The organism is Weissella sp. DD23 (assembly GCF_001579105.1).
GTDB classification, from domain to species: domain Bacteria; phylum Bacillota; class Bacilli; order Lactobacillales; family Lactobacillaceae; genus Weissella; species Weissella cibaria.
The window spans coordinates 70,033-89,046 of sequence record NZ_KQ970396.1; the positions used below are offsets into that span (position 1 = coordinate 70,033).

Genomic DNA, 19,014 nt, shown 5'->3' on the forward strand with positions numbered 1-19,014 from the left:
TGTCTTTCAAGGCTTTGTTGATTATGTGAATAATCGTTGATATGACGGCTAAACCCTTGATTTAACGGGGGTTAGACGTTTTTTCTTTTTGGGCTGGATTGAATTTTAAATGTGTTGGTATCTGTCGCGAAATATCGGTAAGTGTTGAAAAATTCGCACTTTTTCGCACTATTCGCACCAGATTTGCACCAAAAAATCATCTTGCGCGTACTCTAATCCAGCTGATCTAGGAGAGTGATTGTTTTGTCTTCTTCTGATTGTTGCTTGTGTTGGAGTAGGTGTGCATATGTGTCTTGAGTGATTGAAATGTTTGAATGTCCAAGCCTTTTTGAAGCATAACTGATGTCAACTCCACTGGATAGTAGGTAGGAAACGTGTGAGTGTCGTAGACCGTGCAATGATATAATATTTTCAAATCCTAGCTTTTTTTCTAATCGTTCAAGCCATCTATTAACAACACTTGGAGTTCTGCGACCATCAAACAATTCGTTTGCAGAGTTCCAATGTTCTTTGGCATCAATGAATTTCTGATAGCTATCGAAAAAACGATTTGGCATAACGATTGTACGATTTGACGTTTTTGTTTTAGGCGTTGTTACAGCACCAGACAATTGTTTTGTTTTGCTAACGTTAATTGTCCGTGCATCCGAATCAATGTCATTTTTAGTGAGGGCCAATGCTTCACCAGCACGTAGTCCGGAAAGTGATATTAGATAGACCATAAACCCCGTTCGCCATGTGATGAGCTTCTCGTCGTTTTCAATGTATTCGATTAAAGTAGTGAGTTCATCTAGTTGTAAGAATTTTTCTGATGCATCTTTTGAATCGGACCCTGGAATCGTGACTCCGAAGGTTGGGTCACTTTGAATTAAGCCATCATGAAATGCTTGATTGATAACTAGTCTTAGTAACCTATGACGTTTTGAAACGGTTTGTCTTTTCTTTCCAATTGCGTAATGGTTTAGGAATGATTGATACATCGGTCGTGTGATTTGGTCTAATGTTAATCCTGTAAAGTAAACGTCAACGACAATCTTCTTTTGGAATCTCCACGATTCATAGGTGGCTTCTTTCATGCCAGTTTCTAGGTGTAGTTTTGCATACTCATCAAAGTAGTCAGTAAAAAGAATTTGTGATCCTTTTTGTAGGGTTGGCTTGCCATGGTTGATAGAATACTCAGCCAACCAGGCCTCAGCTTCTTTCTTTGTTTTGAACCCGCGCTTTGATTTCTTACGATATTTGCCGGAGGCATCTTTAAATGAGAAGTCAGCACGCCAACCATGTTCGGTTTTATATACTGCCATTAGCTTAAACCTAACCTTTATCTAAAAATTTTAGGCAGTTTAAAGACATGCCCGGGTCTGGTACAATTAAATATGTAAACGGGTCAGTGATGTTCTGTTTCGGATAACGCGCACATTTCCTTGTTTGGTCGCAGGATGTGCGCATTTTTTGTTATAACAAAATATTGTTAACGGTATTCTGTCTGATAGAGGTATTTGAAGTATGAACTTTGGTATGCGGAAGCCAAGTCCCATGCGTTCTATTAAAGCTAGGACAACTGGTAAGGCTAAACGAGCAGTTAAGCAGGCAATTATTCCAGGTTATGGTCAGAAGGGCATGGGCTGGTTAACAGATACTAAGAAAGAGGCTTACAACAAAGTCTATAAAAAGACCACCTTTAGTATTTTCGATCTATTCAAATAATTCATCAGTACTTTGCTACCTTAACGGGTGGCTTTTTATTCTATATTAATGCCTTTTTCTCTCAAATTTTCAATACATTCAATTAAATAGATATTGTCATGCTCTGGGTAAATTGGAGAAGTCAGAACTTCACTTGATAGTGAAGTATAAGCAGCTTCCTTAGTTCCACGGTACAAGGGGTCTAACCATAATTCGTTAGGTGTATATCCGCGACTTAGCATCTCATTCATTACTAGTTCGTGATATTGAAATAATTTATATGGTGAGTGATCAAAGACGTAATTCACAGTTGCATGTTTCTTACCCCAACCGCCGCCGCGAAGCGCACAACACTCTCTATGTTGCCCCAGCAATTGCTGCCGAGGTAGTTTAGGGATTAAAGATTCGTGCCACAATCGCATAGTATCCTCCTAGTGGATAAATACAGTAATGAATGCTGTGAATCCAAACAAAATTCCTGGTATATTAGCAATTACGATTGGCATGTCACGGGTATGACCGTCTGACCCAAACAATCCGTGAATAGTCCAGAAGATACAATTTAACATAGCTACAAAGGGCTGTATTGGATCACCTGAGTGACCTGATAGATTATCCAAGATTTGTGGGATATATGAAACGTACATCAGTACAGACATCACACTAGCGATGCGACCAATAAGAACTAGTGATTTTTTATCTTCCATGTTATTTTCTCCTTAATTTAACATTCTAAGTAATTGTGTTGTTGTAGTTTCCTATATAAAAAATGTAACCCGTAATAGTTACCTCGAAAGTGGTAGCGCAGAAACCTAAAATCTTTTGCTTATGCACGGTAGATGCTTTCGATAACTTAATGCTACAATATTTCCAACTTAAGGTAAGTTATTTTTTTCGTATTTCACATTTACTTCGAAAACGTTCATATATAACCGGTTTCTTTTTTGCAAAGTAAACCGTGTCAAGTAGTGATCTGTGATATTTGACTAGTACAATTTGAATATGGAAACAGGGCTATAATGTTTTGTTTTGGTTGATACGCACACTACTTGTTTGGCGACGGGGAGTGTGCGTTTTTTTATTTATTAAGGGTATACAACGGTTGTACGTGGTTTCTTTTGAAGAATTGTTTTTCCAATATAAAGTTGCTCACCAAGACCGTTATCCTTCGAATCATCATACTTATAAACGGCAGTTTTTCCATACTCATCCAAATCAACTCGAATTAACTTGCCGGCTTTTGATTTCCACATGTACATCATTCCACCATCAATTTCAGTTGAGGCATAAGCATAGGTTGCCTTTTGAATCGATTCAACGTCTTTTGTTCCAAAGTATTTTGCTTGCGAAAGAAGTGTTTGACGTTTGTTTACTTTAGATGACTTTTTAGCAGCGTTTTTCTTTGTCACTTGCGCTTGAATATTTTTGTCTTCACCACCAGTTAATTTACCCTTTGAAAAGTACAAATAACCGTATTTTTCGTATGTAAGCATTCCGCTATCATCACGATCAGGCTTACCTAGAATTTTCTTAACTTGCTTTTTGGTCATTCCAAGTTTAACTTTTTTAATTTTAGATTTGGAAGATGCGCTAGCTACCGTAACAAAATGGTTGTTTCCAACTTGAGGGATAGCTTGCAAGGCAGTCGAACCCACTAAGACCGCCACAGCACCGATTCCAATATATTTAGTAAATAAATTCATATAACCCACTCCACACAGCTTTTAACGTCAATCAGCATTGGACGTGTTTTGCCTATGCCGCTTTAATAGCATCCTTTGCCCAATTCTCAAAAGAGGAAGGCAAATTGAACGCGTTCATAAAGTCTACGTAATTACGATACTCCATTGGCGTTTCATTATAAACAAAACGTGAAATTATTCTAAGTGCTCGCTTGTGAGCTTTACGTTCAGATTCTTTCTTTGTACCGATTGAAAATTGATATACGTAATCTTGGTTATCGTTACCAAATAGAATGTGTGCAAGTTCATGTGCGAATCTAAATGTGACGTGGACACCTATAGATGAATTTTCGTTGATTATAATTTTTCTTTCAGACGGGATGCTTAGGTCTGGCGTAGAAGGACTTAGTAGGTCTGTAAATTCTACCTTTATGTCATTTCTAATTGCAATGAATAGAAGGTAATTAAGAAGATCAGTCATCCATGTCCTCCAAAATACGACGAATTATTTTTAATTCAGCTTCGGGGATGGGGTTTCCATCATATTGAAGAATAGGGTGCTTTTCGAAGTAATCCTTTAAATCACCATCACGTTCATCTGTTTTATCTACAGGGTGCATGTTATCGCTATTACCTAATAAGTAATCAACAGATACACCGAGAACGTCAGCTAGTGTTTGAAGCGTTTCAGCTTTTGGATTTACATTCTTGTATTGGTAAATCATATTTTGAGACAATCCGGCAGATTTTGCCACTTGTTGAAGGCTCATTCCGCGTGTCTTTGAAATTTCTTTTATCCGTTCATAAACAGTCATATCAAGGGTTCTCCGTAAGTTGAAGAATTAATTTTACAGTTTTTACAGTTTTCGCTATTGCAAAATTACAGTCTGGCTGTTATATTTAATTCATCAAGTAATTGAGCAACAAAAAACAGACCTTTAAATATCAATGCTTTGGCGAGCGAATAGTGATATGTGGGCGTTTGTTGTGCTTTTCGTATGCCTTTATATTACAGCTACGCTGTAAAAAATGCAATAACTTGATAATAAAAAAACAGAAAGGGGATGAATTAATGTCATCAGAAACACTTGAGGTCATTGAGACGTTGATTGTTGAAATCGCAAAAGCGCCGGAAACAAAAACCAGTTCTGAAATGGTAACGGCCATTTCAGAACTGGTTGCAGCAATCAATCAATATTAGTCGTGTACGACAAAATCAACAATTGAATTGGCATCTACAAAGTGAGTACGCTTTTCTGCCTTGATAACTAGAACATCATTTTCATAAGAAAGTACTGATGAAAAACTAACGGAGTCACCGTTAGATAGGTGCACTGACATATAACGATTTTCATCGGGCTGCTTGCTTTGAACAAAATCAACAATGCGATCTGCAATATTAGACATCTGTTTATCCTTTCTACTGGTTGTAGGGGAGAATTGCGACGCTCACAAACAAAATGTTATCACAAATAAACAAAGGAGGTTGCAACATGACGGCAACAACGATTGAGGAACAAGAAAATGCCCTTAAGCGCAAGATTAAGAAGCGCATCAATGATGAAATGTGGGAGCGAGACGACATGAAGCAATGGGAACTTGCTGAAATGATTGGCGAGGGCGTTAGCCAAACTAATCGAGCTATTAATGGAGAAACGTCGCCGAAGTCTAAGACAATTCGCAATAAGATTTTCACATTGTTTAACATCACTGATTTATAAGGAGAAAAACATGACAAATGAAGTGCAAGTATTTAACGGATTGAAGATTAAGGAAGTAAACGGACAAGTGATGTTCGAGGCAGAAAGTGCAGCGACTGGACTGGGTCTAACTAAGATTTCTAAGGGGCAACAGTACGTTCGCTGGGAACGTGTTAACGAATATCTAGGGTTGTCCACTTCTGGACAACTTGTGAAGCGTGGTGATTTCATTACTGAGCCACAATTCTACAAGTTAGCAATCAAGGCAAACAACGATACGGCTGAACGTTTCCAAGATTGGGTAACAACTGAAGTATTGCCAAGCATTCGCAAGACTGGATCATACCAAGCTAAGCCAATGACTGAAATGGAAATTGTTGCAGCAACAGCAAATAAGCTGGTTCAGCAAGAAAAGCAACTCACTCAGATTGTAGAACGTCAAAATACTACTGAGATGCAAGTAGCTGAATTAAAGAATGAGTTTGGACTTCCCGCAAAGGTAGCTGGCAAGTTGAAGAAGCTGGGAGCGTCTCGTGTGTACTTCTGGCTTGGTGGTAAAGATACCAATGCATACCGTGAAGTTAGCGCAAAGGTATTCAGCGAGATGTGGCGTGACTTCAAAAATCACTTTGGTGAGTTGGATTCGTACACAAGTTTGCCAATGGATCAATTACAAGCGGGTCGTGATTATATCCGGAATTGGCGTCCTTCAACGAACACAGTGATGGATATTGAACGCCTGAATGCTCAAATGGAATTGGAGGTTTAGTGATGAAAAACAAGACAGTGAAAGTTGAAAACGTGCATGTAGAGGGTCTAGATGAATTAAAAAAGCTGTCCCAAGACCTGTTGGAGCAGGCGGAACAGCTTTCAAATACGATTGAGCGTTTCAATCAATTGAAGTTAATCATTTCTACTCGAAACGACCGTTTTATCCCAGAAGATAACGATGGGATAAAGTGCGGGAATCCAGTGTCTAAAAATTTCTAGAATACATGCTCACGCAAATAATCCCACTGATCACGATTTAGCCAACCTTGGTGGTTGTTTGCTGCTAGTTCTGATATGAACAAAGCATCATTGTTATCAAGATAGGGCTTGATGTTCTTTTGAATTTGATCAGCTGATAAATCACTAGTGATGATAAACGTTGATTCAAGGTAATGAGTCCAAGTGCGTGCTGAAGATTTAATTGCAGCAGCAACGTCATCGTACTTTTTTCCTGGTTCGTTAAGGTCATACGTAATGATATATGGTTTTGGCATAAGAGCCTCCTTGTTGTAGTTTTCCACAAGTAGAAGAAACCTAATGGCTGTTAAGTTTAAGTTTGTGGGTAACTTTATTATACAGTATTTTACCCAATATAAAAGTGAGGTATTAATCAAATGTCACTAGGAAATTTTATCAATATGGTGTTGAAAAATAAGGGTTTAACAAATTACTGGCTATCAGGTGTCACAGGTATAGATAAAACAACATTGTATTCGTTAAAGGTTGGCAAATTAAGAACATTGACATTGAGAAACATGATCAAGGTTGCCATTGCGTTAGATATTGATTTAAACGAACTAAAGAAAATTGATTGGGAGGATTAGTTATGGCGCGTTTTTCAGAAGAAAAAGCCACCATCGATGAACTTGAGCAACTACGAGTCGTTGGCCAAGTTGGTGCAAGGCGAATACTTGGGCGTTCGTTATGGTACTTCAAGGAACATATTCGTTACTCAAAGAAGTTTATGCAGAACGTACCAAACAAGACGCCTGGCGCATATAAGCCAACCTACTTGGTTTCTGACGTATTACGTTATCGCAAACTCAACGATTGGTGGTGAAGATGGTGGGGCAGACAGTGTACTAATAAGTTAACGGAGGAAAAGGAAGATGTGGATCATCGACGCATTGAAGTTGGTAGGTTGGCAGGCATTGCAAGCTACGTTGCTGTTTGTAGCCGCTGGGTGGTTAGTGATTGCGAACCGAGTTCGTTTGGCGTGGTTCTTGAAGGGTATCTTACGAATGGTTGTTTATCCGTTCGTGTTTTTAGCCAACGGTTACGATGCTGCCGAAGCATTGAAGCCAACCGGAAAGCTGGTGCGCTATGAAGATTAGCGACTATCAAATGGTTCGGAACTTTGCAGAAGGCCGTGGGTTCTTCAACTATGAAGTGCAAACATTGCCGGTTGGTGGTGTACGTGTCGGCTTCAAGACCAAGCGAGGCGGACAAGTTTGGTTCGATGATAAGCAAGAAGTAATCGATTATGTATTGGAGGCTACAAATGGACTATAAGGGGCCAACAGGTGTTGGCAATATTCATTACAACTTTGCCAAGCCTGTGAAGTTTGATGTTGAAGCAGAGAAGGAACGAATTCGCAAAAGCGGGGTTGAACGGCCAAATAAGGCATTGCCTGAATATGAACGGCGGTATCGTCGATTTGCGAAATTCCTATCGGATTATATGGTTGGGAAGAATGCTGATGAACGTGATGATTTAGTATCACAAGCAAGCCAAGTGTCTGGCCTATCATTCATCACTGCTAGTAATTCACGGTATCTTGGACGCTTTTTACGGGAACGCAGCGAAGCTGAATTAGAAGGCACACCTTTCAACAAGCCGAATATAACATCGGCAGTCGGTTACGAAGATAGATATAAAACATTCAAACGGGCTATGGATTCCAAGCGACCTGAACAATCGTTTTCAGATATTGCGACACCGATTGCTAAACAGCTACGAATGAGCCTGGCATCGTTGTACAACACAAAGTACAAGGGCCGATACGACAAGGAAAATAAAAACGCCTAACGGGTGCAACCGTTAAGCGTCGGAGTAAATCTATTCGGAAAAATGATTTTACTCCTCAAGGATAACACAGGGGGCATGTAATGAAAAATGAATTGCGAGTGGAAGCGCTACGGCACATGAACCGAGCGTTCAAGGCAGAGCAACGAGATAACAATGATGGAACTGTTTCGGAGTTTGAAACGGGCGTTGCTGATGTTTTGAATTGGGTGGCTGACCATGTTTGATGAACTGATTGATCCACCTGATGACCCAGAAGATAACGAAGAAGCATTTAACAACTACATGGATGAATACGAGGATAAGGACTTATGAATGAATTGGTAGTGAATCCAGCGAATGTTACTCCAGCAATCGTTGAAGTGACTGGAGTTGATGAATTAGAACAATACGTTGATGGCATGTTGGCAACGTATAAGAAGACACCGGTGTCAGCAGCGACTTTGGCACAGGCAAAACAAGCTCGAACGGATTTGAACAAGGCATACAAGGGACTCGGCGAAACACGACGCAATATTGCCGATAAAGTAGCCGGTAATTGGCCGGACACAGAAAAGCGCTTGAAAGAAATTGAGAAGAAAATTCAGAGCGTTTCAGATGGTACCTTGAAGCCACAAATTGATGAAGTTGTCGAAGCAGATAAGCAAGACCGAAAAACGTTGATTCTTATTGAGATTGAAAAAATTGCAACTGAATACAACTTGCCTGCTGAAAAAATTCAATTTGACGATAAATGGCTCAATAAGACTGCGAAATGGGCAGAGACGGAGCAAACAGTACGGTCTCAATTTGAAAATATCAAGAACGAAGTTCAAGTTCGTGAACTTCAAACGTCTGCTGTCGAAGCATATGCAGCTGAATTGCAAATGGATCCTGCCGGAGTAGCTGGGTATGTGGGACAACTTGATTATAAGGATTTAGATGAAGTCAAGGCATCAATGAAGAAAGATGTGAGGCTTGCAAAGGCGCGATTTGCAGCCAAACGAGCTCGTGCACAAGCTGATTTTGATGCTAAGGTAAAGCGCGCAGAGCAAGCCACAAAAATTGGAAACAAGTTAGTAGATCAAGAGACCGGTGAAATTATTGAAGAACCGGAAGCGCTAAAGCGAACGTATATCATTCAACTTTCAGACATTACAGACCAACAATTTGCATATGTAGAACAGTTTATTCACAACAAATTCGATAAGGGATTTGAGGCAAGTGGTGTCACTTATAAGTCAGCCGTACAACGATAGGAGAAAAAATATGGATTTTGCAGAACGTATGCGTAAGAATGAACGAATTTCAACAAACAATTCGGTGTTGCCACCATTCCCAGGAATGTTTCTAGCGTTTAATGCCAGCGAGGGAAAGTTTTCAATCATGGAACCTGGCGCTGATTTTTCTGAAGCAAATGATATTAAGTCAATTACCATCTTGCCTCACTTTATGATGAATCGTGTGAAGTGGACACGTGGAACAGATGAAAAGGCACTCTCAAATTATGTCGTGACTGATACTGAAGAACGGCAACCCTATGTAATCACAATTGATGGTGAAACATATACTGCTGAAACAATGATGGAGCTTAAGCAACAAATCGTGTTGGGCCAAAACGAGCAATTAAAGCAGGAAGAGATTTACGTTGGATATGCAACAGCGTTGGATGACGTTCCACAAAAAAAGCCGTTAGTTGTTTGGTATGTATCCCGTGGAGTTAATGCGTATGTACTTAATGACGCTATTGATGGTGATTTGACCGGCCGCTCAATTATCAAACTTGAGAACAAGGGGACAACTCGAAAAAACAACAGTGGAAGCATTAATAAAGTTTTGGATTTCAAGGTTGATGAAATTGCTGAGGACAAAGTTGAAGGAATGTTGAAATGGGTATCCCAGGACAGTTCGGACAAAATTGTCGAAGCTTACCGTGACGACATGATTAATGCTGCGATGACAACATCTAATCCAGCACCGACGGTACTCGGAACTCAGCAAAATAGCGAAGATGACGTTCCGGATGTACCACCTTTTAATGGTACGCCGGCATTAGATCCATTTGGACAACCAATTAATGAGGTGGGCATTTCAGATGATGAATTGCCTTTCTAAAAAGAGGTAAATCATGAATTTTATCGGCAAGATAACCGAAATAAACGGGCGGTATGTCACTGTCAAGGTAGATGACTCGTTATCTTTGGGGCTAATAAACTCGGTAAACGATGATGAGCATCCTGAAGTTGATGTGACAGTTGTAGACAAACGCCTAATAAGCCCAGTGCAGAGGCGTAAAACATATGCCATTTTGAGAGATATGTCTGATTTCTTCGGTTATACGCTAGATGAAATGAAAAATGTGATGAAGGGGTTGTTTTACGAAACGATGGATGCACATGAATTCAGTTTAGGAAACACTGATATTACTACTGCAAGGACATTTATTTCTTTCCTGTTGGAATTTGCGTTGAAATACCACATTCCAATGCGGAAACCTGCACTGGAATATCAAGATGATTTGGACGTTTACATGTATCAATCGCTTAAAAACAGAAGTTGTGTAATTTGCGGATTGGCAGCAGATGTTCACCACGTTGACACGGTTGGAATGGGTAATGACCGAAGGACAGTTGATCATCGAGAAAAACATTTAATTGCATTATGCCGAGCACACCACAACGAAGCACACAACATTGGGTGGCCAGTTTTTGCACAGAAATATCACGTTAAGGGTATCAAGCTAGACCCTGAAACATTGCAACGTCTTGGAATTATGACGTTCAAGCGAATGGAGGAAATAGATGGCACAACGACGAATGTTAAGCAAGAAAGTTACTGACACAGACGCGTTCTTAGACATGCCACTGTCAACGCAAGCATTGTACTTCCACTTGAATATGCATGCTGACGATGACGGGTTTGTCGGGAATATCAACACAATTAAGCGAATGATTGGCGCATCAACTGACGATGAAAAGTTACTGCTAGCGAAGCAATTCTTAATCCCGTTCGAAGATAGCGGGGTAGTCGTCATTAAAGACTGGCGCATTCACAATTACATTCGAAAAGATACGTACAATGCAACGATGTACAGCGAAGAACGCCGGAAACTAGGCGTTTCAGAAAGTGGTTCGTATTACGTGGACGAACCGTCGACGGAACGTCCACGGATAGTAGACGACACGGCGACACAGGTAAGGGTAGGTAAGGTAAGTATAGGTAAGAGTAAGGTAAGTGAAGGTAAGGTAAGTGAAAATACGACCGACCAACCGACCGGCCCGCTTCGCAATCAACTTGCTGACTTGGTGGCAATGCATGGATTTGCTGATCATCTAACACCATTGCAGTTGAACCAGTTGCTTGAATACGTGACTGAAGACGGTATGGAAATTGGTGTACTGAACCTTGCATTACAAGACGCTTCTAATCGAGCTATTCGCAACTTTAAGTACGTAGACGCAATACTACGTGCAAAGTTGAATGAAGGCGTTAAATCAGTTGCTGATTGGCATGCAGGTAAAGAGACACACAAACAGGCCGTTGCTGATGAAAAGGTGCCAGATTGGATGCAAGAACTTAACGACAAACTGGAGGGCAGCTAATGAATACTACAAGCGATTGGGTACGTGAGTTGCGACAACGTGGGTTAACACCTAAGACGTTGACACCGGAAGAGCGTGCTGAAAAAGAAAAGGCCGATGCTGAACGCATTACTAAAGCGTGGCAAGCGCAAGAACGCGTTAAATATCAGCGTATGAGCTTGTGGGGCGAGACAGAGACGCGTTCTTTTGAGTTTGAAGACTGGAACCCACAAATACAACGAAACGAGCAGACAGCGCGTGATATTGGCAATCAGGCATATGCAATGACAAATGAGATGCGCAACGGATTGTTCAATGTGTTCCTGTTCGGTCGAGCTGGTGCTGGTAAAACATCGTTGGCATTGGCAATGATGAGCCGACTAAGCGATCGCTACACAACGATGTTCGTGTCGGTTGTTGAATGGCGAAACTTGAAATTTAAGTCATTCAAGGACAATAAGGTTGCAGAACGTTTGAACCTAACAGAGAAGTTCATGCGTGAAGTTGAAGTGTTGGTTCTTGATGATTTTGGAAAAGAGACACAGGCCGAAGCAAAAGAGACAGTATCGTCAATGCTATTTGAATTAGCAGACGCTAGAAGGGGCAAGGCGACGATTATCACGTCAAACGATGATTTGACCGGATTGGCGTTGAAATACGACCAGGCGGTCTTATCACGGCTAATTACGAAGGATATTAAGCACATCATCACGACGAACAAGCTTGATGATGTCAGAAAGGTTTAATCATGAACGAAGAGAAGAAATATGTGAACCGTGGATACGCGGTTGTGGCGAATTTCATGGGTGAAACGCGCTACTGGAACGGTATGACCTACGATGAAGCGCAACAAGATTTCTTGGATAAGCAACATTATTTGGGACAGATTGGGGTTAAGCCAGAAGACATCTGGATCGAGTACAACGGACAAAAGTTGCCACGAATGACGCGAGCAGAAGATTTGCCAGACGTGCCACATGAATTGGCAGAGGCAATCGCTAACGATTATCACAATACACTTACTGATTTCGTTAAGTGGCTGCGTTCAAAGCCTACTGACTGGTATTTAATTGGTCAGCCTGATTTGTTGGCTAGCGCCTACATGAACGGACGTTAATTGAATAGGCAGTGCCAGAAATGGCGGGTATGGGTGGGCAAACGAGGTAAATGAAATGCGACAATTTCCACACAATCGCATCGCACAAGCACGACGTGATGCACAAATTGCACAGAACACAGCGTGGCATAAGTTGGGGCTGACTAGCTTAGATCATTTGATGATGTACGAATCAGGTTCCCTAACAGCTAGTGAAGAAACGATGCGGCGAATGGTAGCGCTATATAACGTGTCGGTTGAATACTTGAAGGAAGAAGATTAATGACTAAGTATGTATTGGATTTGCCGGAGGGCGTGAAGTTTATTGTTGGTAAAGGGTACATGATGCTATCTGAAAAGGAGTTGCTGCGAATTCCGGTTGAAAATCTTCAAGAGTACAGCGCACCAACTGTTGCAGAAAACGCAACAGTTGAAAAGCGTGTGATTGAGTTGCCAGCTGACGTGATTGATAAATTGAAAATGATTAAGGAAGACAATGGCGACGACAATCTTCAAGGATTTATGAATGATGTAAATGACGATGACGAACTTTGGGAAGATGTTGCAGAATTTAATTATTCGGTAATGCCTACCGATGCACTTCTTGGCGAATGGTGGTTAGAACATGTTGAGTTCGCACCGAAGAAAGAACCTAAGTTTGAAGTTGAGGTGAAAATCGGAACAGCGACCAAAAAAGCTCTATTGTCTGACGCGAATTATGTTGCTTTCTATTCAGATCCAGAACATGCACCTAGCGGTTATCAATATCTGTTTTCAGACGAGCAAGCTGACGAGTTAGTAGCTGGTCTAACGGCATTGAATGCACGAAAAGTGAAGGTGGAAGAATAATGAAGATTATCACAGAAGTAAGCAGTCAAGATATTACTGCGACTCTGGTGAATGACACATCACCATTTGGCGAGACAAATCATGACAGGGAAAGTAACGCAAAGCTACGTGAAGTGACGGACATCGTCGAGAGCATGATTAGTGATGTCTTGTGGATTTATCAACAAAATAAGGATCGTAATGAGGCGTCTATGAAAGAGGCAGCCGACATTGCAAAGCATGCACTTTTGAGCATCAAGGAAGATTTAGAAGATTTTAGTGAGGAAGATTAATGGCAATTGCAAAGATTAAGCCAGTTGCGCCAATCGAGTTTAACGGGCAAGTGTTGTCGGTAAACGGTGACTTTAACGAGTGGGTGTTTTATACGGATGCCGACGGTGGATCAGTAGATAGCAGCGATGCTCCTGAACTGTACACGAGAGATGATGTGTTTAATATCCTGCTGAAATATGATTACTGGCGTAGAAATGGTGGAAGTGGTTTTGTAACAGATTTTATGGCGGAGGGTGAAGAAAAATGACATTTGATGAAGCGATTATTAAGTGGAATGCTGCCCTGGAAAAGGGGCCGTTAACAAATCCGCTTTTATCCAGTCCTTTTGCAGGCGTGTCCGACAAAAAATATCATCAGCAACAATTTATCAATCGAACATTTTCAGCGATTATCGAAGAGTTGCGTGAGACGTACGAGAAGCACGTGGCAACAATCAATCTGACACAATCACAATATGAGGATTTGATTATTCTGCGTGATGAAGAGGTTTTCGAGGATACGTATTCAGAGCGTTATCCAAGTTGGGGGTTGACCACAGAACAAGCTATGCAAGCGTGGTTGCACCCAGAGTTGGTCGAAGTGGTGGATTGATGAATGCGAACTTACTACTATTTCAAGGACAGGCAGGGCTACTTCAAGTTAGGTTATGACCGAGAAGGCAAGCGCGTAATGCTGTGCACAACGGATAAGCGGCAGGCGTATCGAACAAGTAGTGAATGGCTAGTGAAGCATATGGTCAGCAAGTGGTTAGTTGGCTATTACTACTGGGTAGAAGAAGGATAGGTGGATTAGATGATTATTTTGTGGAACTTTCTTATGAGTTTTGGAATTGGTGTCTTGGCATATGGGTTTTCAGCTGCTTGGATAAATTGGGGAGATTATCCGCCAACAATGAACACGCCGGGAATTGCTTGGTGGTTGAACGGGGTGGCCTTGCTGTTTTGGCTGATAACGTTCGTGGTACTTAGTATCTATGAAATCAAAAAGGCGCACTAAAAAAGCGCCAGACCGAAGTCCAGCGCCATGTAAAAGAATTTAAGGTAAGTTCATTTTAACATGGTTCGGAGGACGTAGGAAATGGCACTTTTACCAGCGGTGAATGAGAAGGCAACAAGAGAAGCGGTTCGAGATTTTTTTGATAGTGAGTGGCCACGTATCGTGAACATGGCTGATATGGGATATGTTGATTTGAAGTCGGTTGAAATTTCAGACATGCCAAGTGCACGATCATTTGGTAATGCCAACGATGAGCGGTTCACGAACCATACTGACGCTGTGTACTACTACGATGCTGTTGTCCATGCCATTAAAGTCATGACACAGCCACACAGGCACTTCATGTGGTTGCGATACGTTCGCCACTTGGAATGGTTGCAAGTAGAAGCGCTGACTGGTTACAGCACTAGACGTGGCCAAGAGATTATCGATGAAGCGTTTTTATTGTTCGCTGATAAGTTTGCCGATGTTGATGATTTACGAGTTAAAGAATAATTTGGAAAGCGCGTATATGGTTCATAAGTGCCGCATGCAAGGTGCGGGCAGTCCAAGTTATTATGATAGAGTACCAAAGTTGAAACAAAGCATGTGTGGCGGAATAGGTAGACGCTAATTGAATTATAAGACACAGGTGGTGGAAAAGGTGCCCGTATGACGAAGCCGAAGTTAGCCCGATGAGGCACACGCCTATAACTCACGGAATACATTGATTTTTAAGCCAACGTAATCAGTTTACTGATTGAAAGACAAAGGTAGCTTCTAAGTCCGTGGGATGTCATGTCAGGTGCAAATCCTGACCACATGCATCACATAGCAAAAAATAAATTAAAGGATAATCTTCCTTGTATTTGTTTTAAACGACACTGCCGGTTGCTATGTCTGGCGTACATACTCAAAACTATTAAGGATAAACTTTGATAGTTATTACCGGGATCAGGACTTGTATGTGTCGCTGGTCAGTACATAAGAGATATGGAAGTTTATGATATTGCAATAAGACGTTGAAAATGGAGCATCATTTATGGCATAATGATGTGTCGTGTAATATGTGAGAGATTACTGACAAACGATCAATTCTGTGAGATGATTGGTCACTCCTTAACGTTAATACGTTGGCAGCAATATCGGTATTTTTGTATGTTGGTTCGACTCCAACAATTGTTATTCATTTCATACATTTTCTAGTGACTTGCGAAGCACTCCCCACGTGTTAAACAAGTCGTACTGCTTACAGTAGAATACATATGAAATGGGACCGTTCATACTTTAAATGGTCTGAAAGTTCCTTTAGCTCAGTTGGTTAGAGCAGACGGCTCATAACCGTCCGGTCACTGGTTCGAGACCAGTAGGGAACATGGCATGGATTGATAGATGTTAGGTATATTTCATTTCTATAATGTGCCACACCACCTACACAGATGTCTATCAATCTTTGCTTTTATAAGCCGATATGGCGGAACTGGCATACGCAGCGGACTTAAAATCCGTCCCTTAATTGGTTGTGGGTTCGAATCCCACTATCGGCATATTCACATCAGGTAGCAATCAATTAGATTGTTACCTTTTTATTTTGCACTGAAAGGAGAACGGCATATGAGCTTGAATGAGCGACAGGAACGGTTTGTTGATGAATGGGTCAGAAATGGCGGAAACGGCGCACAGGCGGCACGTGAGGCTGGTTATAGCGCAAGGACAGCTAGAAGTATTGCACAACGTTTGTTGACAAATGTTGACGTGAAAGAAGCTATTCAAGCAAGACAAGCCGAACTCCGAGAACAGCGACGTATGACAACTGACAACGTGATCGAATTCTTTGAAAAGGTTGTTCAGGGTGAGATAGGTGAGCAGGAAGTGACGCCATCTGGAAAAGTTATTGAGGTGCCGACAAAGGTTAACAACCGGATTAAGGCTGCCGAAAACTTGGGTAAGGTACTTGGTATCTTCCAGGCTGAAAGTGTCGTAGAAGTGAAGCCAATCGTTGTGATGGGTGATTACACGGAGGATGAAGATGAGTAAGAATGAACAATTGACGTTGGAGTTTCCGAAGCCGGCGCGAGTGTTCAACAAACAAGTCTTTGATTATCTGTATGATTACGATTCGCGAGTTGATTTGTGGTACGGCGGCGCGTCGTCTGGTAAGTCTGCTGGTGTAGTTCAAAAAGTTATTTTAAAAGCGTTGGGTGATTGGAAAATTCCCCGGCGCTTTTTAATTTTGCGAAAAGTAGGTGCGACTGTTAAGGACTCAATCTTTGAAGACTTTATTTCAAGGCTGACTGAATGGGGGCTGATGCCATACGCAAAGGTTCGCAATACTGATTATCGAATTAAGCTATCGAATGGTGCTGAGTTTATTTTCAAAGGGCTTGATAACCCAGAAAAGATTAAGTCAGTAAAGGGCATCAGCGACGTCATGATGGAAGAAGCGACTGAGTTCACGTTGGACGATTTCAATCAACTTGATTTGCGTTTGCGTGAACGTAAGCATCCCCAGAAACAAATCTTCATTATGTTTAACCCGGTGTCTAAAGCGAATTGGGTGTACAAACAATTCTTTGAGCGAACGGATCCGGACACAAAAATTCATTTGTCGACTTACAAGGACAATAAGTTCTTGGATGACGCCAATCGTAGACGTATCGAACAGCTTAGCGAAACTAACGGCGCATACTACAAGATTTATGCGCTGGGAGAGTTCGCGACACTGGATAAGCTGATATTCCCTAAGTATGAGAAACGACTTCTACGGGCCGACAGTGACGAATTAAAGGGTGTCCCGTCGTACTTCGGACTGGACTTTGGATATACCAATGACCCGACGGCATTTGTGCATATCAAGCTGGACGTTGAAAACAAGGTGCTGTATATCCTGGAAGCAACCGGTAAAACGGGGATGTTAAATGGTGAGATAGCACAGATGATTAAAGACTTAGGACACAGCAAAGAAACGATTATTGCTGATGCAGCCGAGCCAAAATCAATTGCTGAGATACGCAAAGCTGGTATTGACCGTATAACAAAGGCACGCAAAGGGCCTGACAGTATTAGACACGGTATTGAATACTTACAGCAATTCAAAATCGTTGTTGATGAGCGATTGTTTCAGGTGATTGAGGAGCTGGACAATTACACGTGGCAAAAAGATAAGAAGACAGGCGAGTACATTAACAAGCCTGTTGATAGTTTTAACCACTTTTTGGACGCGGTTCGTTACGCAGCCGACAAGCAGTCGCTTAAGAGTGCCGATTCATTTGAACAAAAGCTGATAAAGGCACGCACGTACTTTGGATAGGAGCAGTTATGAGTATTGATTTTTTGAGAAAAGGCCGATTTAACCCTAATGCGAATGACGTATTCTTTATGAATGCTGATGATTATGCAATTATGGACCCAGCGGCCGAAGGATTTATTAACCAGTTAGATCGTTTCATTAACCGGCATAAGTCGTCGCAGGTGAACCGGCTAAAAGCGTTGAAGCGGTATTATCTTGCAGATAACGATATTCGTTATAAGGAGCCCAAGTCGGATAAGACAGCAGCAGACAATCGTATTGCCAGTGATTTTGCACGATACATTACGATTTTTGAGCAGAGTTATATGCTGGGTAAGCCGGTGGTCTATAAGAACGCGTCAGATAAGACGTTGCAAGAAGAGGTTGATGATTTTTCAAAACAGAACAATGAGAGTTACCACAATGTGCTAATTAAGACCGACTTGTCAATCTACGGCCGGGCCTATGAGTTGCTATACGTTGACGGTGATGAGAATAACGTTCAAGTAAGGCTTGCCCGATTAAACCCGGAGCAAGTCTTTGTTGTATATGACGATACGGTGCAACGTAATTCGTTGTTTGCGGTTCGTTATTACCGCGTTCGATACGAAGAAGGCAAGTTCCGTGATTTTGTTGAAGTGTACACGAACGATAAGGTGTATTACTACCGCAATGACAATCAAGAAGCTGGGGGCATGAAGTTTGTTGAGGAAACAACTCACGAGTTCAACGGTGTGCCGGTTACTGAATATGCCAGCAACGAGGACAGGACAGGTGCTTATGAAGCTGTTCTGGATACAATCGACGCTTACGATTTGGCCCAATCAGAGTTGGCAAATACTCAGGAAGATTTCAACAATGCATTGTTGATGATTAAGGGTAATCCATTCACCGGTAGTGACGATAACCCGGTAATCGTTGACGACAGCGGTACTGAACGACCAAACCCAAATTTCATTGGTAATGTTGTTGCTCAAATGAAGCAGGCACGCTTGCTGATTATGGACGATAACCCTGATGAAAATGGAGCTGAACCTGGCGCTGAGTATCTGACAAAGTCCTATGACTCAGATGGGACCAAGGCGTACATTGATCGATTGGTTGGTT

Annotated in this window: 36 protein-coding genes and 2 tRNA genes; 30 read left to right on the forward strand and 8 right to left on the reverse strand. The window is 41.5% G+C overall.

Annotated features, from left to right (window positions below; genetic code table 11):
• Positions 1-212: 212 nt before the first annotated feature.
• On the reverse strand, positions 213-1,304 hold the full coding sequence (locus WEIDD23_RS09655) for a site-specific integrase (RefSeq protein WP_010374097.1): 1,092 nt from the start codon (positions 1,302-1,304) through the stop codon (positions 213-215).
• Positions 1,305-1,506: 202 nt separating this feature from the next.
• On the opposite strand from WEIDD23_RS09655, the gene WEIDD23_RS09660 reads away from it, so the two are divergent.
• Positions 1,507-1,707, forward strand: a complete 201-nt coding sequence (locus tag WEIDD23_RS09660; RefSeq protein WP_010374095.1) for a hypothetical protein — start codon at positions 1,507-1,509, stop codon at positions 1,705-1,707.
• Positions 1,708-1,742: 35 nt separating this feature from the next.
• Here WEIDD23_RS09660 and WEIDD23_RS09665 read toward each other — a convergent pair whose 3' ends face one another.
• From WEIDD23_RS09665 to WEIDD23_RS09685, 5 genes are all read right to left on the reverse strand, one after another.
• Positions 1,743-2,108: a TIGR02328 family protein gene (locus WEIDD23_RS09665; RefSeq protein ID WP_010374093.1), complete on the reverse strand. Its 366-nt coding sequence runs from the start codon at positions 2,106-2,108 to the stop codon at positions 1,743-1,745.
• A gap of 9 nt (positions 2,109-2,117) precedes the next feature.
• Positions 2,118-2,393, reverse strand: coding sequence for a membrane protein (locus tag WEIDD23_RS09670; RefSeq protein ID WP_010374091.1), 276 nt, complete (start codon positions 2,391-2,393; stop codon positions 2,118-2,120).
• A 378-nt stretch (positions 2,394-2,771) separates the two neighbouring features.
• Complete coding sequence (bamE, locus tag WEIDD23_RS09675; protein ID WP_010374089.1) at positions 2,772-3,389, reverse strand: outer membrane protein assembly factor BamE domain-containing protein; 618 nt, start codon at positions 3,387-3,389, stop codon at positions 2,772-2,774.
• 52 nt (positions 3,390-3,441) lie between these two features.
• Positions 3,442-3,849 carry a M78 family metallopeptidase domain-containing protein gene (locus tag WEIDD23_RS09680; protein ID WP_010374088.1) on the reverse strand — a complete coding sequence of 136 codons (408 nt, stop codon included), beginning with the start codon at positions 3,847-3,849 and terminating at the stop codon, positions 3,442-3,444.
• Positions 3,842-4,183 carry a helix-turn-helix domain-containing protein gene (locus WEIDD23_RS09685; RefSeq protein WP_010374086.1) on the reverse strand — a complete coding sequence of 114 codons (342 nt, stop codon included), beginning with the start codon at positions 4,181-4,183 and terminating at the stop codon, positions 3,842-3,844. The genes WEIDD23_RS09680 and WEIDD23_RS09685 overlap by 8 nt, the downstream gene beginning before the upstream one ends.
• Before the next feature lie 257 nt (positions 4,184-4,440).
• Here WEIDD23_RS09685 and WEIDD23_RS15050 point away from each other — a divergent pair, with 257 nt between their 5' ends.
• Positions 4,441-4,569: a hypothetical protein gene (locus WEIDD23_RS15050; RefSeq protein ID WP_010374084.1), complete on the forward strand. Its 129-nt coding sequence runs from the start codon at positions 4,441-4,443 to the stop codon at positions 4,567-4,569.
• On the opposite strand, the gene WEIDD23_RS09690 is transcribed toward WEIDD23_RS15050, so the two are convergent.
• A complete protein-coding gene (locus tag WEIDD23_RS09690) occupies positions 4,566-4,775 on the reverse strand; it encodes a hypothetical protein (protein ID WP_010374083.1) in 210 nt (69 codons plus the stop codon). The two genes, WEIDD23_RS15050 and WEIDD23_RS09690, sit on opposite strands and share 4 nt — an antisense overlap.
• A gap of 86 nt (positions 4,776-4,861) precedes the next feature.
• Between WEIDD23_RS09690 and WEIDD23_RS09695 the strand changes: the two genes are divergently transcribed.
• The 3 genes from WEIDD23_RS09695 to WEIDD23_RS09705 are packed head-to-tail and all read left to right on the forward strand — an operon-like array spanning position 4,862 to position 6,058.
• The gene (locus WEIDD23_RS09695) at positions 4,862-5,089 is read left to right on the forward strand and encodes a hypothetical protein (protein ID WP_010374082.1); all 228 of its coding nucleotides are present in this window, start codon (positions 4,862-4,864) and stop codon (positions 5,087-5,089) included.
• 10 nt (positions 5,090-5,099) lie between these two features.
• Positions 5,100-5,837, forward strand: a complete 738-nt coding sequence (locus WEIDD23_RS12830) for an ORF6C domain-containing protein (RefSeq protein ID WP_010374081.1) — start codon at positions 5,100-5,102, stop codon at positions 5,835-5,837.
• Between the two features lie 2 nt (positions 5,838-5,839).
• Positions 5,840-6,058: a hypothetical protein gene (locus WEIDD23_RS09705; protein ID WP_010374080.1), complete on the forward strand. Its 219-nt coding sequence runs from the start codon at positions 5,840-5,842 to the stop codon at positions 6,056-6,058.
• On the opposite strand, the gene WEIDD23_RS09710 is transcribed toward WEIDD23_RS09705, so the two are convergent.
• Positions 6,055-6,333 (reverse strand): hypothetical protein, encoded by a 279-nt coding sequence (locus WEIDD23_RS09710; protein ID WP_010374079.1) that lies wholly within the window; start codon positions 6,331-6,333, stop codon positions 6,055-6,057. The two genes, WEIDD23_RS09705 and WEIDD23_RS09710, sit on opposite strands and share 4 nt — an antisense overlap.
• A gap of 120 nt (positions 6,334-6,453) precedes the next feature.
• On the opposite strand from WEIDD23_RS09710, the gene WEIDD23_RS09715 reads away from it, so the two are divergent.
• From WEIDD23_RS09715 to WEIDD23_RS09830, 25 genes are all read left to right on the forward strand, one after another.
• Positions 6,454-6,663 (forward strand): helix-turn-helix domain-containing protein, encoded by a 210-nt coding sequence (locus tag WEIDD23_RS09715; protein WP_010374078.1) that lies wholly within the window; start codon positions 6,454-6,456, stop codon positions 6,661-6,663.
• 2 nt (positions 6,664-6,665) lie between these two features.
• Positions 6,666-6,899, forward strand: coding sequence for a hypothetical protein (locus tag WEIDD23_RS09720; protein ID WP_010374077.1), 234 nt, complete (start codon positions 6,666-6,668; stop codon positions 6,897-6,899).
• Positions 6,900-6,948: 49 nt separating this feature from the next.
• Complete coding sequence (locus WEIDD23_RS09725) at positions 6,949-7,173, forward strand: hypothetical protein (RefSeq protein WP_010374076.1); 225 nt, start codon at positions 6,949-6,951, stop codon at positions 7,171-7,173.
• The gene (locus WEIDD23_RS09730; protein ID WP_010374075.1) at positions 7,163-7,351 is read left to right on the forward strand and encodes a hypothetical protein; all 189 of its coding nucleotides are present in this window, start codon (positions 7,163-7,165) and stop codon (positions 7,349-7,351) included. Before WEIDD23_RS09725 ends, WEIDD23_RS09730 begins: the two co-directional genes overlap by 11 nt.
• Positions 7,341-7,868, forward strand: a complete 528-nt coding sequence (locus WEIDD23_RS09735) for a hypothetical protein (protein WP_062358941.1) — start codon at positions 7,341-7,343, stop codon at positions 7,866-7,868. The genes WEIDD23_RS09730 and WEIDD23_RS09735 overlap by 11 nt, the downstream gene beginning before the upstream one ends.
• An 80-nt stretch (positions 7,869-7,948) precedes the next feature.
• Positions 7,949-8,092: a hypothetical protein gene (locus WEIDD23_RS13750; protein WP_010374073.1), complete on the forward strand. Its 144-nt coding sequence runs from the start codon at positions 7,949-7,951 to the stop codon at positions 8,090-8,092.
• An 84-nt stretch (positions 8,093-8,176) separates the two neighbouring features.
• On the forward strand, positions 8,177-9,103 hold the full coding sequence (locus WEIDD23_RS09740) for a DUF1351 domain-containing protein (RefSeq protein ID WP_062358942.1): 927 nt from the start codon (positions 8,177-8,179) through the stop codon (positions 9,101-9,103).
• A 10-nt stretch (positions 9,104-9,113) separates the two neighbouring features.
• Positions 9,114-9,959: a hypothetical protein gene (locus WEIDD23_RS09745; protein WP_010374068.1), complete on the forward strand. Its 846-nt coding sequence runs from the start codon at positions 9,114-9,116 to the stop codon at positions 9,957-9,959.
• A 13-nt stretch (positions 9,960-9,972) separates the two neighbouring features.
• Entirely contained in the window at positions 9,973-10,683 is a 711-nt protein-coding gene (locus WEIDD23_RS09750; RefSeq protein WP_010374066.1) for a putative HNHc nuclease, read from the forward strand.
• Positions 10,646-11,446 (forward strand): DnaD domain protein, encoded by an 801-nt coding sequence (locus WEIDD23_RS09755; RefSeq protein ID WP_010374064.1) that lies wholly within the window; start codon positions 10,646-10,648, stop codon positions 11,444-11,446. The genes WEIDD23_RS09750 and WEIDD23_RS09755 overlap by 38 nt, the downstream gene beginning before the upstream one ends.
• Positions 11,446-12,171, forward strand: coding sequence for an ATP-binding protein (locus tag WEIDD23_RS09760; RefSeq protein ID WP_010374063.1), 726 nt, complete (start codon positions 11,446-11,448; stop codon positions 12,169-12,171). Before WEIDD23_RS09755 ends, WEIDD23_RS09760 begins: the two co-directional genes overlap by 1 nt.
• A gap of 2 nt (positions 12,172-12,173) precedes the next feature.
• Positions 12,174-12,542 (forward strand): hypothetical protein, encoded by a 369-nt coding sequence (locus tag WEIDD23_RS09765; RefSeq protein WP_010374061.1) that lies wholly within the window; start codon positions 12,174-12,176, stop codon positions 12,540-12,542.
• A gap of 55 nt (positions 12,543-12,597) precedes the next feature.
• The gene (locus tag WEIDD23_RS09770) at positions 12,598-12,804 is read left to right on the forward strand and encodes a helix-turn-helix domain-containing protein (protein WP_062358943.1); all 207 of its coding nucleotides are present in this window, start codon (positions 12,598-12,600) and stop codon (positions 12,802-12,804) included.
• Positions 12,804-13,370 carry a hypothetical protein gene (locus WEIDD23_RS09775; protein WP_010374058.1) on the forward strand — a complete coding sequence of 189 codons (567 nt, stop codon included), beginning with the start codon at positions 12,804-12,806 and terminating at the stop codon, positions 13,368-13,370. Before WEIDD23_RS09770 ends, WEIDD23_RS09775 begins: the two co-directional genes overlap by 1 nt.
• A complete protein-coding gene (locus WEIDD23_RS09780) occupies positions 13,370-13,642 on the forward strand; it encodes a hypothetical protein (protein ID WP_010374056.1) in 273 nt (90 codons plus the stop codon). Before WEIDD23_RS09775 ends, WEIDD23_RS09780 begins: the two co-directional genes overlap by 1 nt.
• A complete protein-coding gene (locus WEIDD23_RS09785; RefSeq protein WP_010374054.1) occupies positions 13,642-13,890 on the forward strand; it encodes a hypothetical protein in 249 nt (82 codons plus the stop codon). Before WEIDD23_RS09780 ends, WEIDD23_RS09785 begins: the two co-directional genes overlap by 1 nt.
• A complete protein-coding gene (locus WEIDD23_RS09790; RefSeq protein ID WP_010374052.1) occupies positions 13,887-14,234 on the forward strand; it encodes a hypothetical protein in 348 nt (115 codons plus the stop codon). The genes WEIDD23_RS09785 and WEIDD23_RS09790 overlap by 4 nt, the downstream gene beginning before the upstream one ends.
• Before the next feature lie 3 nt (positions 14,235-14,237).
• Positions 14,238-14,426: a hypothetical protein gene (locus WEIDD23_RS09795; protein ID WP_010374050.1), complete on the forward strand. Its 189-nt coding sequence runs from the start codon at positions 14,238-14,240 to the stop codon at positions 14,424-14,426.
• Between the two features lie 9 nt (positions 14,427-14,435).
• Positions 14,436-14,639, forward strand: coding sequence for a hypothetical protein (locus WEIDD23_RS09800; RefSeq protein WP_010374048.1), 204 nt, complete (start codon positions 14,436-14,438; stop codon positions 14,637-14,639).
• Positions 14,640-14,720: 81 nt separating this feature from the next.
• The gene (locus tag WEIDD23_RS09805) at positions 14,721-15,134 is read left to right on the forward strand and encodes an ArpU family phage packaging/lysis transcriptional regulator (protein WP_010374047.1); all 414 of its coding nucleotides are present in this window, start codon (positions 14,721-14,723) and stop codon (positions 15,132-15,134) included.
• Positions 15,135-15,920: 786 nt separating this feature from the next.
• Positions 15,921-15,994, forward strand: a tRNA-Ile gene (locus WEIDD23_RS09810).
• Positions 15,995-16,083: 89 nt separating this feature from the next.
• Positions 16,084-16,165, forward strand: a tRNA-Leu gene (locus WEIDD23_RS09815).
• Between the two features lie 67 nt (positions 16,166-16,232).
• Positions 16,233-16,655 carry a terminase small subunit gene (locus WEIDD23_RS09820; RefSeq protein WP_010374045.1) on the forward strand — a complete coding sequence of 141 codons (423 nt, stop codon included), beginning with the start codon at positions 16,233-16,235 and terminating at the stop codon, positions 16,653-16,655.
• Positions 16,642-17,928: a PBSX family phage terminase large subunit gene (locus tag WEIDD23_RS09825; RefSeq protein WP_075274795.1), complete on the forward strand. Its 1,287-nt coding sequence runs from the start codon at positions 16,642-16,644 to the stop codon at positions 17,926-17,928. Before WEIDD23_RS09820 ends, WEIDD23_RS09825 begins: the two co-directional genes overlap by 14 nt.
• A gap of 8 nt (positions 17,929-17,936) precedes the next feature.
• Positions 17,937-19,014: phage portal protein (locus tag WEIDD23_RS09830; protein WP_062358944.1), on the forward strand; the 1,078-nt coding region annotated here is incomplete at its 3' end.

Coding starts and splice junctions, on each gene's coding strand:
- WEIDD23_RS09655 (WP_010374097.1), bottom strand. CDS start 1,304: ATGGCAGTATATAAAACCGAACATGGTTGGCGTGCTGACTTCTCATTT.
- WEIDD23_RS09660 (WP_010374095.1), top strand. CDS start 1,507: ATGAACTTTGGTATGCGGAAGCCAAGTCCCATGCGTTCTATTAAAGCT.
- WEIDD23_RS09665 (WP_010374093.1), bottom strand. CDS start 2,108: ATGCGATTGTGGCACGAATCTTTAATCCCTAAACTACCTCGGCAGCAA.
- WEIDD23_RS09670 (WP_010374091.1), bottom strand. CDS start 2,393: ATGGAAGATAAAAAATCACTAGTTCTTATTGGTCGCATCGCTAGTGTG.
- bamE (WP_010374089.1), bottom strand. CDS start 3,389: ATGAATTTATTTACTAAATATATTGGAATCGGTGCTGTGGCGGTCTTA.
- WEIDD23_RS09680 (WP_010374088.1), bottom strand. CDS start 3,849: ATGACTGATCTTCTTAATTACCTTCTATTCATTGCAATTAGAAATGAC.
- WEIDD23_RS09685 (WP_010374086.1), bottom strand. CDS start 4,183: ATGACTGTTTATGAACGGATAAAAGAAATTTCAAAGACACGCGGAATG.
- WEIDD23_RS15050 (WP_010374084.1), top strand. CDS start 4,441: ATGTCATCAGAAACACTTGAGGTCATTGAGACGTTGATTGTTGAAATC.
- WEIDD23_RS09690 (WP_010374083.1), bottom strand. CDS start 4,775: ATGTCTAATATTGCAGATCGCATTGTTGATTTTGTTCAAAGCAAGCAG.
- WEIDD23_RS09695 (WP_010374082.1), top strand. CDS start 4,862: ATGACGGCAACAACGATTGAGGAACAAGAAAATGCCCTTAAGCGCAAG.
- WEIDD23_RS12830 (WP_010374081.1), top strand. CDS start 5,100: ATGACAAATGAAGTGCAAGTATTTAACGGATTGAAGATTAAGGAAGTA.
- WEIDD23_RS09705 (WP_010374080.1), top strand. CDS start 5,840: ATGAAAAACAAGACAGTGAAAGTTGAAAACGTGCATGTAGAGGGTCTA.
- WEIDD23_RS09710 (WP_010374079.1), bottom strand. CDS start 6,333: ATGCCAAAACCATATATCATTACGTATGACCTTAACGAACCAGGAAAA.
- WEIDD23_RS09715 (WP_010374078.1), top strand. CDS start 6,454: ATGTCACTAGGAAATTTTATCAATATGGTGTTGAAAAATAAGGGTTTA.
- WEIDD23_RS09720 (WP_010374077.1), top strand. CDS start 6,666: ATGGCGCGTTTTTCAGAAGAAAAAGCCACCATCGATGAACTTGAGCAA.
- WEIDD23_RS09725 (WP_010374076.1), top strand. CDS start 6,949: ATGTGGATCATCGACGCATTGAAGTTGGTAGGTTGGCAGGCATTGCAA.
- WEIDD23_RS09730 (WP_010374075.1), top strand. CDS start 7,163: ATGAAGATTAGCGACTATCAAATGGTTCGGAACTTTGCAGAAGGCCGT.
- WEIDD23_RS09735 (WP_062358941.1), top strand. CDS start 7,341: ATGGACTATAAGGGGCCAACAGGTGTTGGCAATATTCATTACAACTTT.
- WEIDD23_RS13750 (WP_010374073.1), top strand. CDS start 7,949: ATGAAAAATGAATTGCGAGTGGAAGCGCTACGGCACATGAACCGAGCG.
- WEIDD23_RS09740 (WP_062358942.1), top strand. CDS start 8,177: ATGAATGAATTGGTAGTGAATCCAGCGAATGTTACTCCAGCAATCGTT.
- WEIDD23_RS09745 (WP_010374068.1), top strand. CDS start 9,114: ATGGATTTTGCAGAACGTATGCGTAAGAATGAACGAATTTCAACAAAC.
- WEIDD23_RS09750 (WP_010374066.1), top strand. CDS start 9,973: ATGAATTTTATCGGCAAGATAACCGAAATAAACGGGCGGTATGTCACT.
- WEIDD23_RS09755 (WP_010374064.1), top strand. CDS start 10,646: ATGGCACAACGACGAATGTTAAGCAAGAAAGTTACTGACACAGACGCG.
- WEIDD23_RS09760 (WP_010374063.1), top strand. CDS start 11,446: ATGAATACTACAAGCGATTGGGTACGTGAGTTGCGACAACGTGGGTTA.
- WEIDD23_RS09765 (WP_010374061.1), top strand. CDS start 12,174: ATGAACGAAGAGAAGAAATATGTGAACCGTGGATACGCGGTTGTGGCG.
- WEIDD23_RS09770 (WP_062358943.1), top strand. CDS start 12,598: ATGCGACAATTTCCACACAATCGCATCGCACAAGCACGACGTGATGCA.
- WEIDD23_RS09775 (WP_010374058.1), top strand. CDS start 12,804: ATGACTAAGTATGTATTGGATTTGCCGGAGGGCGTGAAGTTTATTGTT.
- WEIDD23_RS09780 (WP_010374056.1), top strand. CDS start 13,370: ATGAAGATTATCACAGAAGTAAGCAGTCAAGATATTACTGCGACTCTG.
- WEIDD23_RS09785 (WP_010374054.1), top strand. CDS start 13,642: ATGGCAATTGCAAAGATTAAGCCAGTTGCGCCAATCGAGTTTAACGGG.
- WEIDD23_RS09790 (WP_010374052.1), top strand. CDS start 13,887: ATGACATTTGATGAAGCGATTATTAAGTGGAATGCTGCCCTGGAAAAG.
- WEIDD23_RS09795 (WP_010374050.1), top strand. CDS start 14,238: ATGCGAACTTACTACTATTTCAAGGACAGGCAGGGCTACTTCAAGTTA.
- WEIDD23_RS09800 (WP_010374048.1), top strand. CDS start 14,436: ATGATTATTTTGTGGAACTTTCTTATGAGTTTTGGAATTGGTGTCTTG.
- WEIDD23_RS09805 (WP_010374047.1), top strand. CDS start 14,721: ATGGCACTTTTACCAGCGGTGAATGAGAAGGCAACAAGAGAAGCGGTT.
- WEIDD23_RS09820 (WP_010374045.1), top strand. CDS start 16,233: ATGAGCTTGAATGAGCGACAGGAACGGTTTGTTGATGAATGGGTCAGA.
- WEIDD23_RS09825 (WP_075274795.1), top strand. CDS start 16,642: ATGAAGATGAGTAAGAATGAACAATTGACGTTGGAGTTTCCGAAGCCG.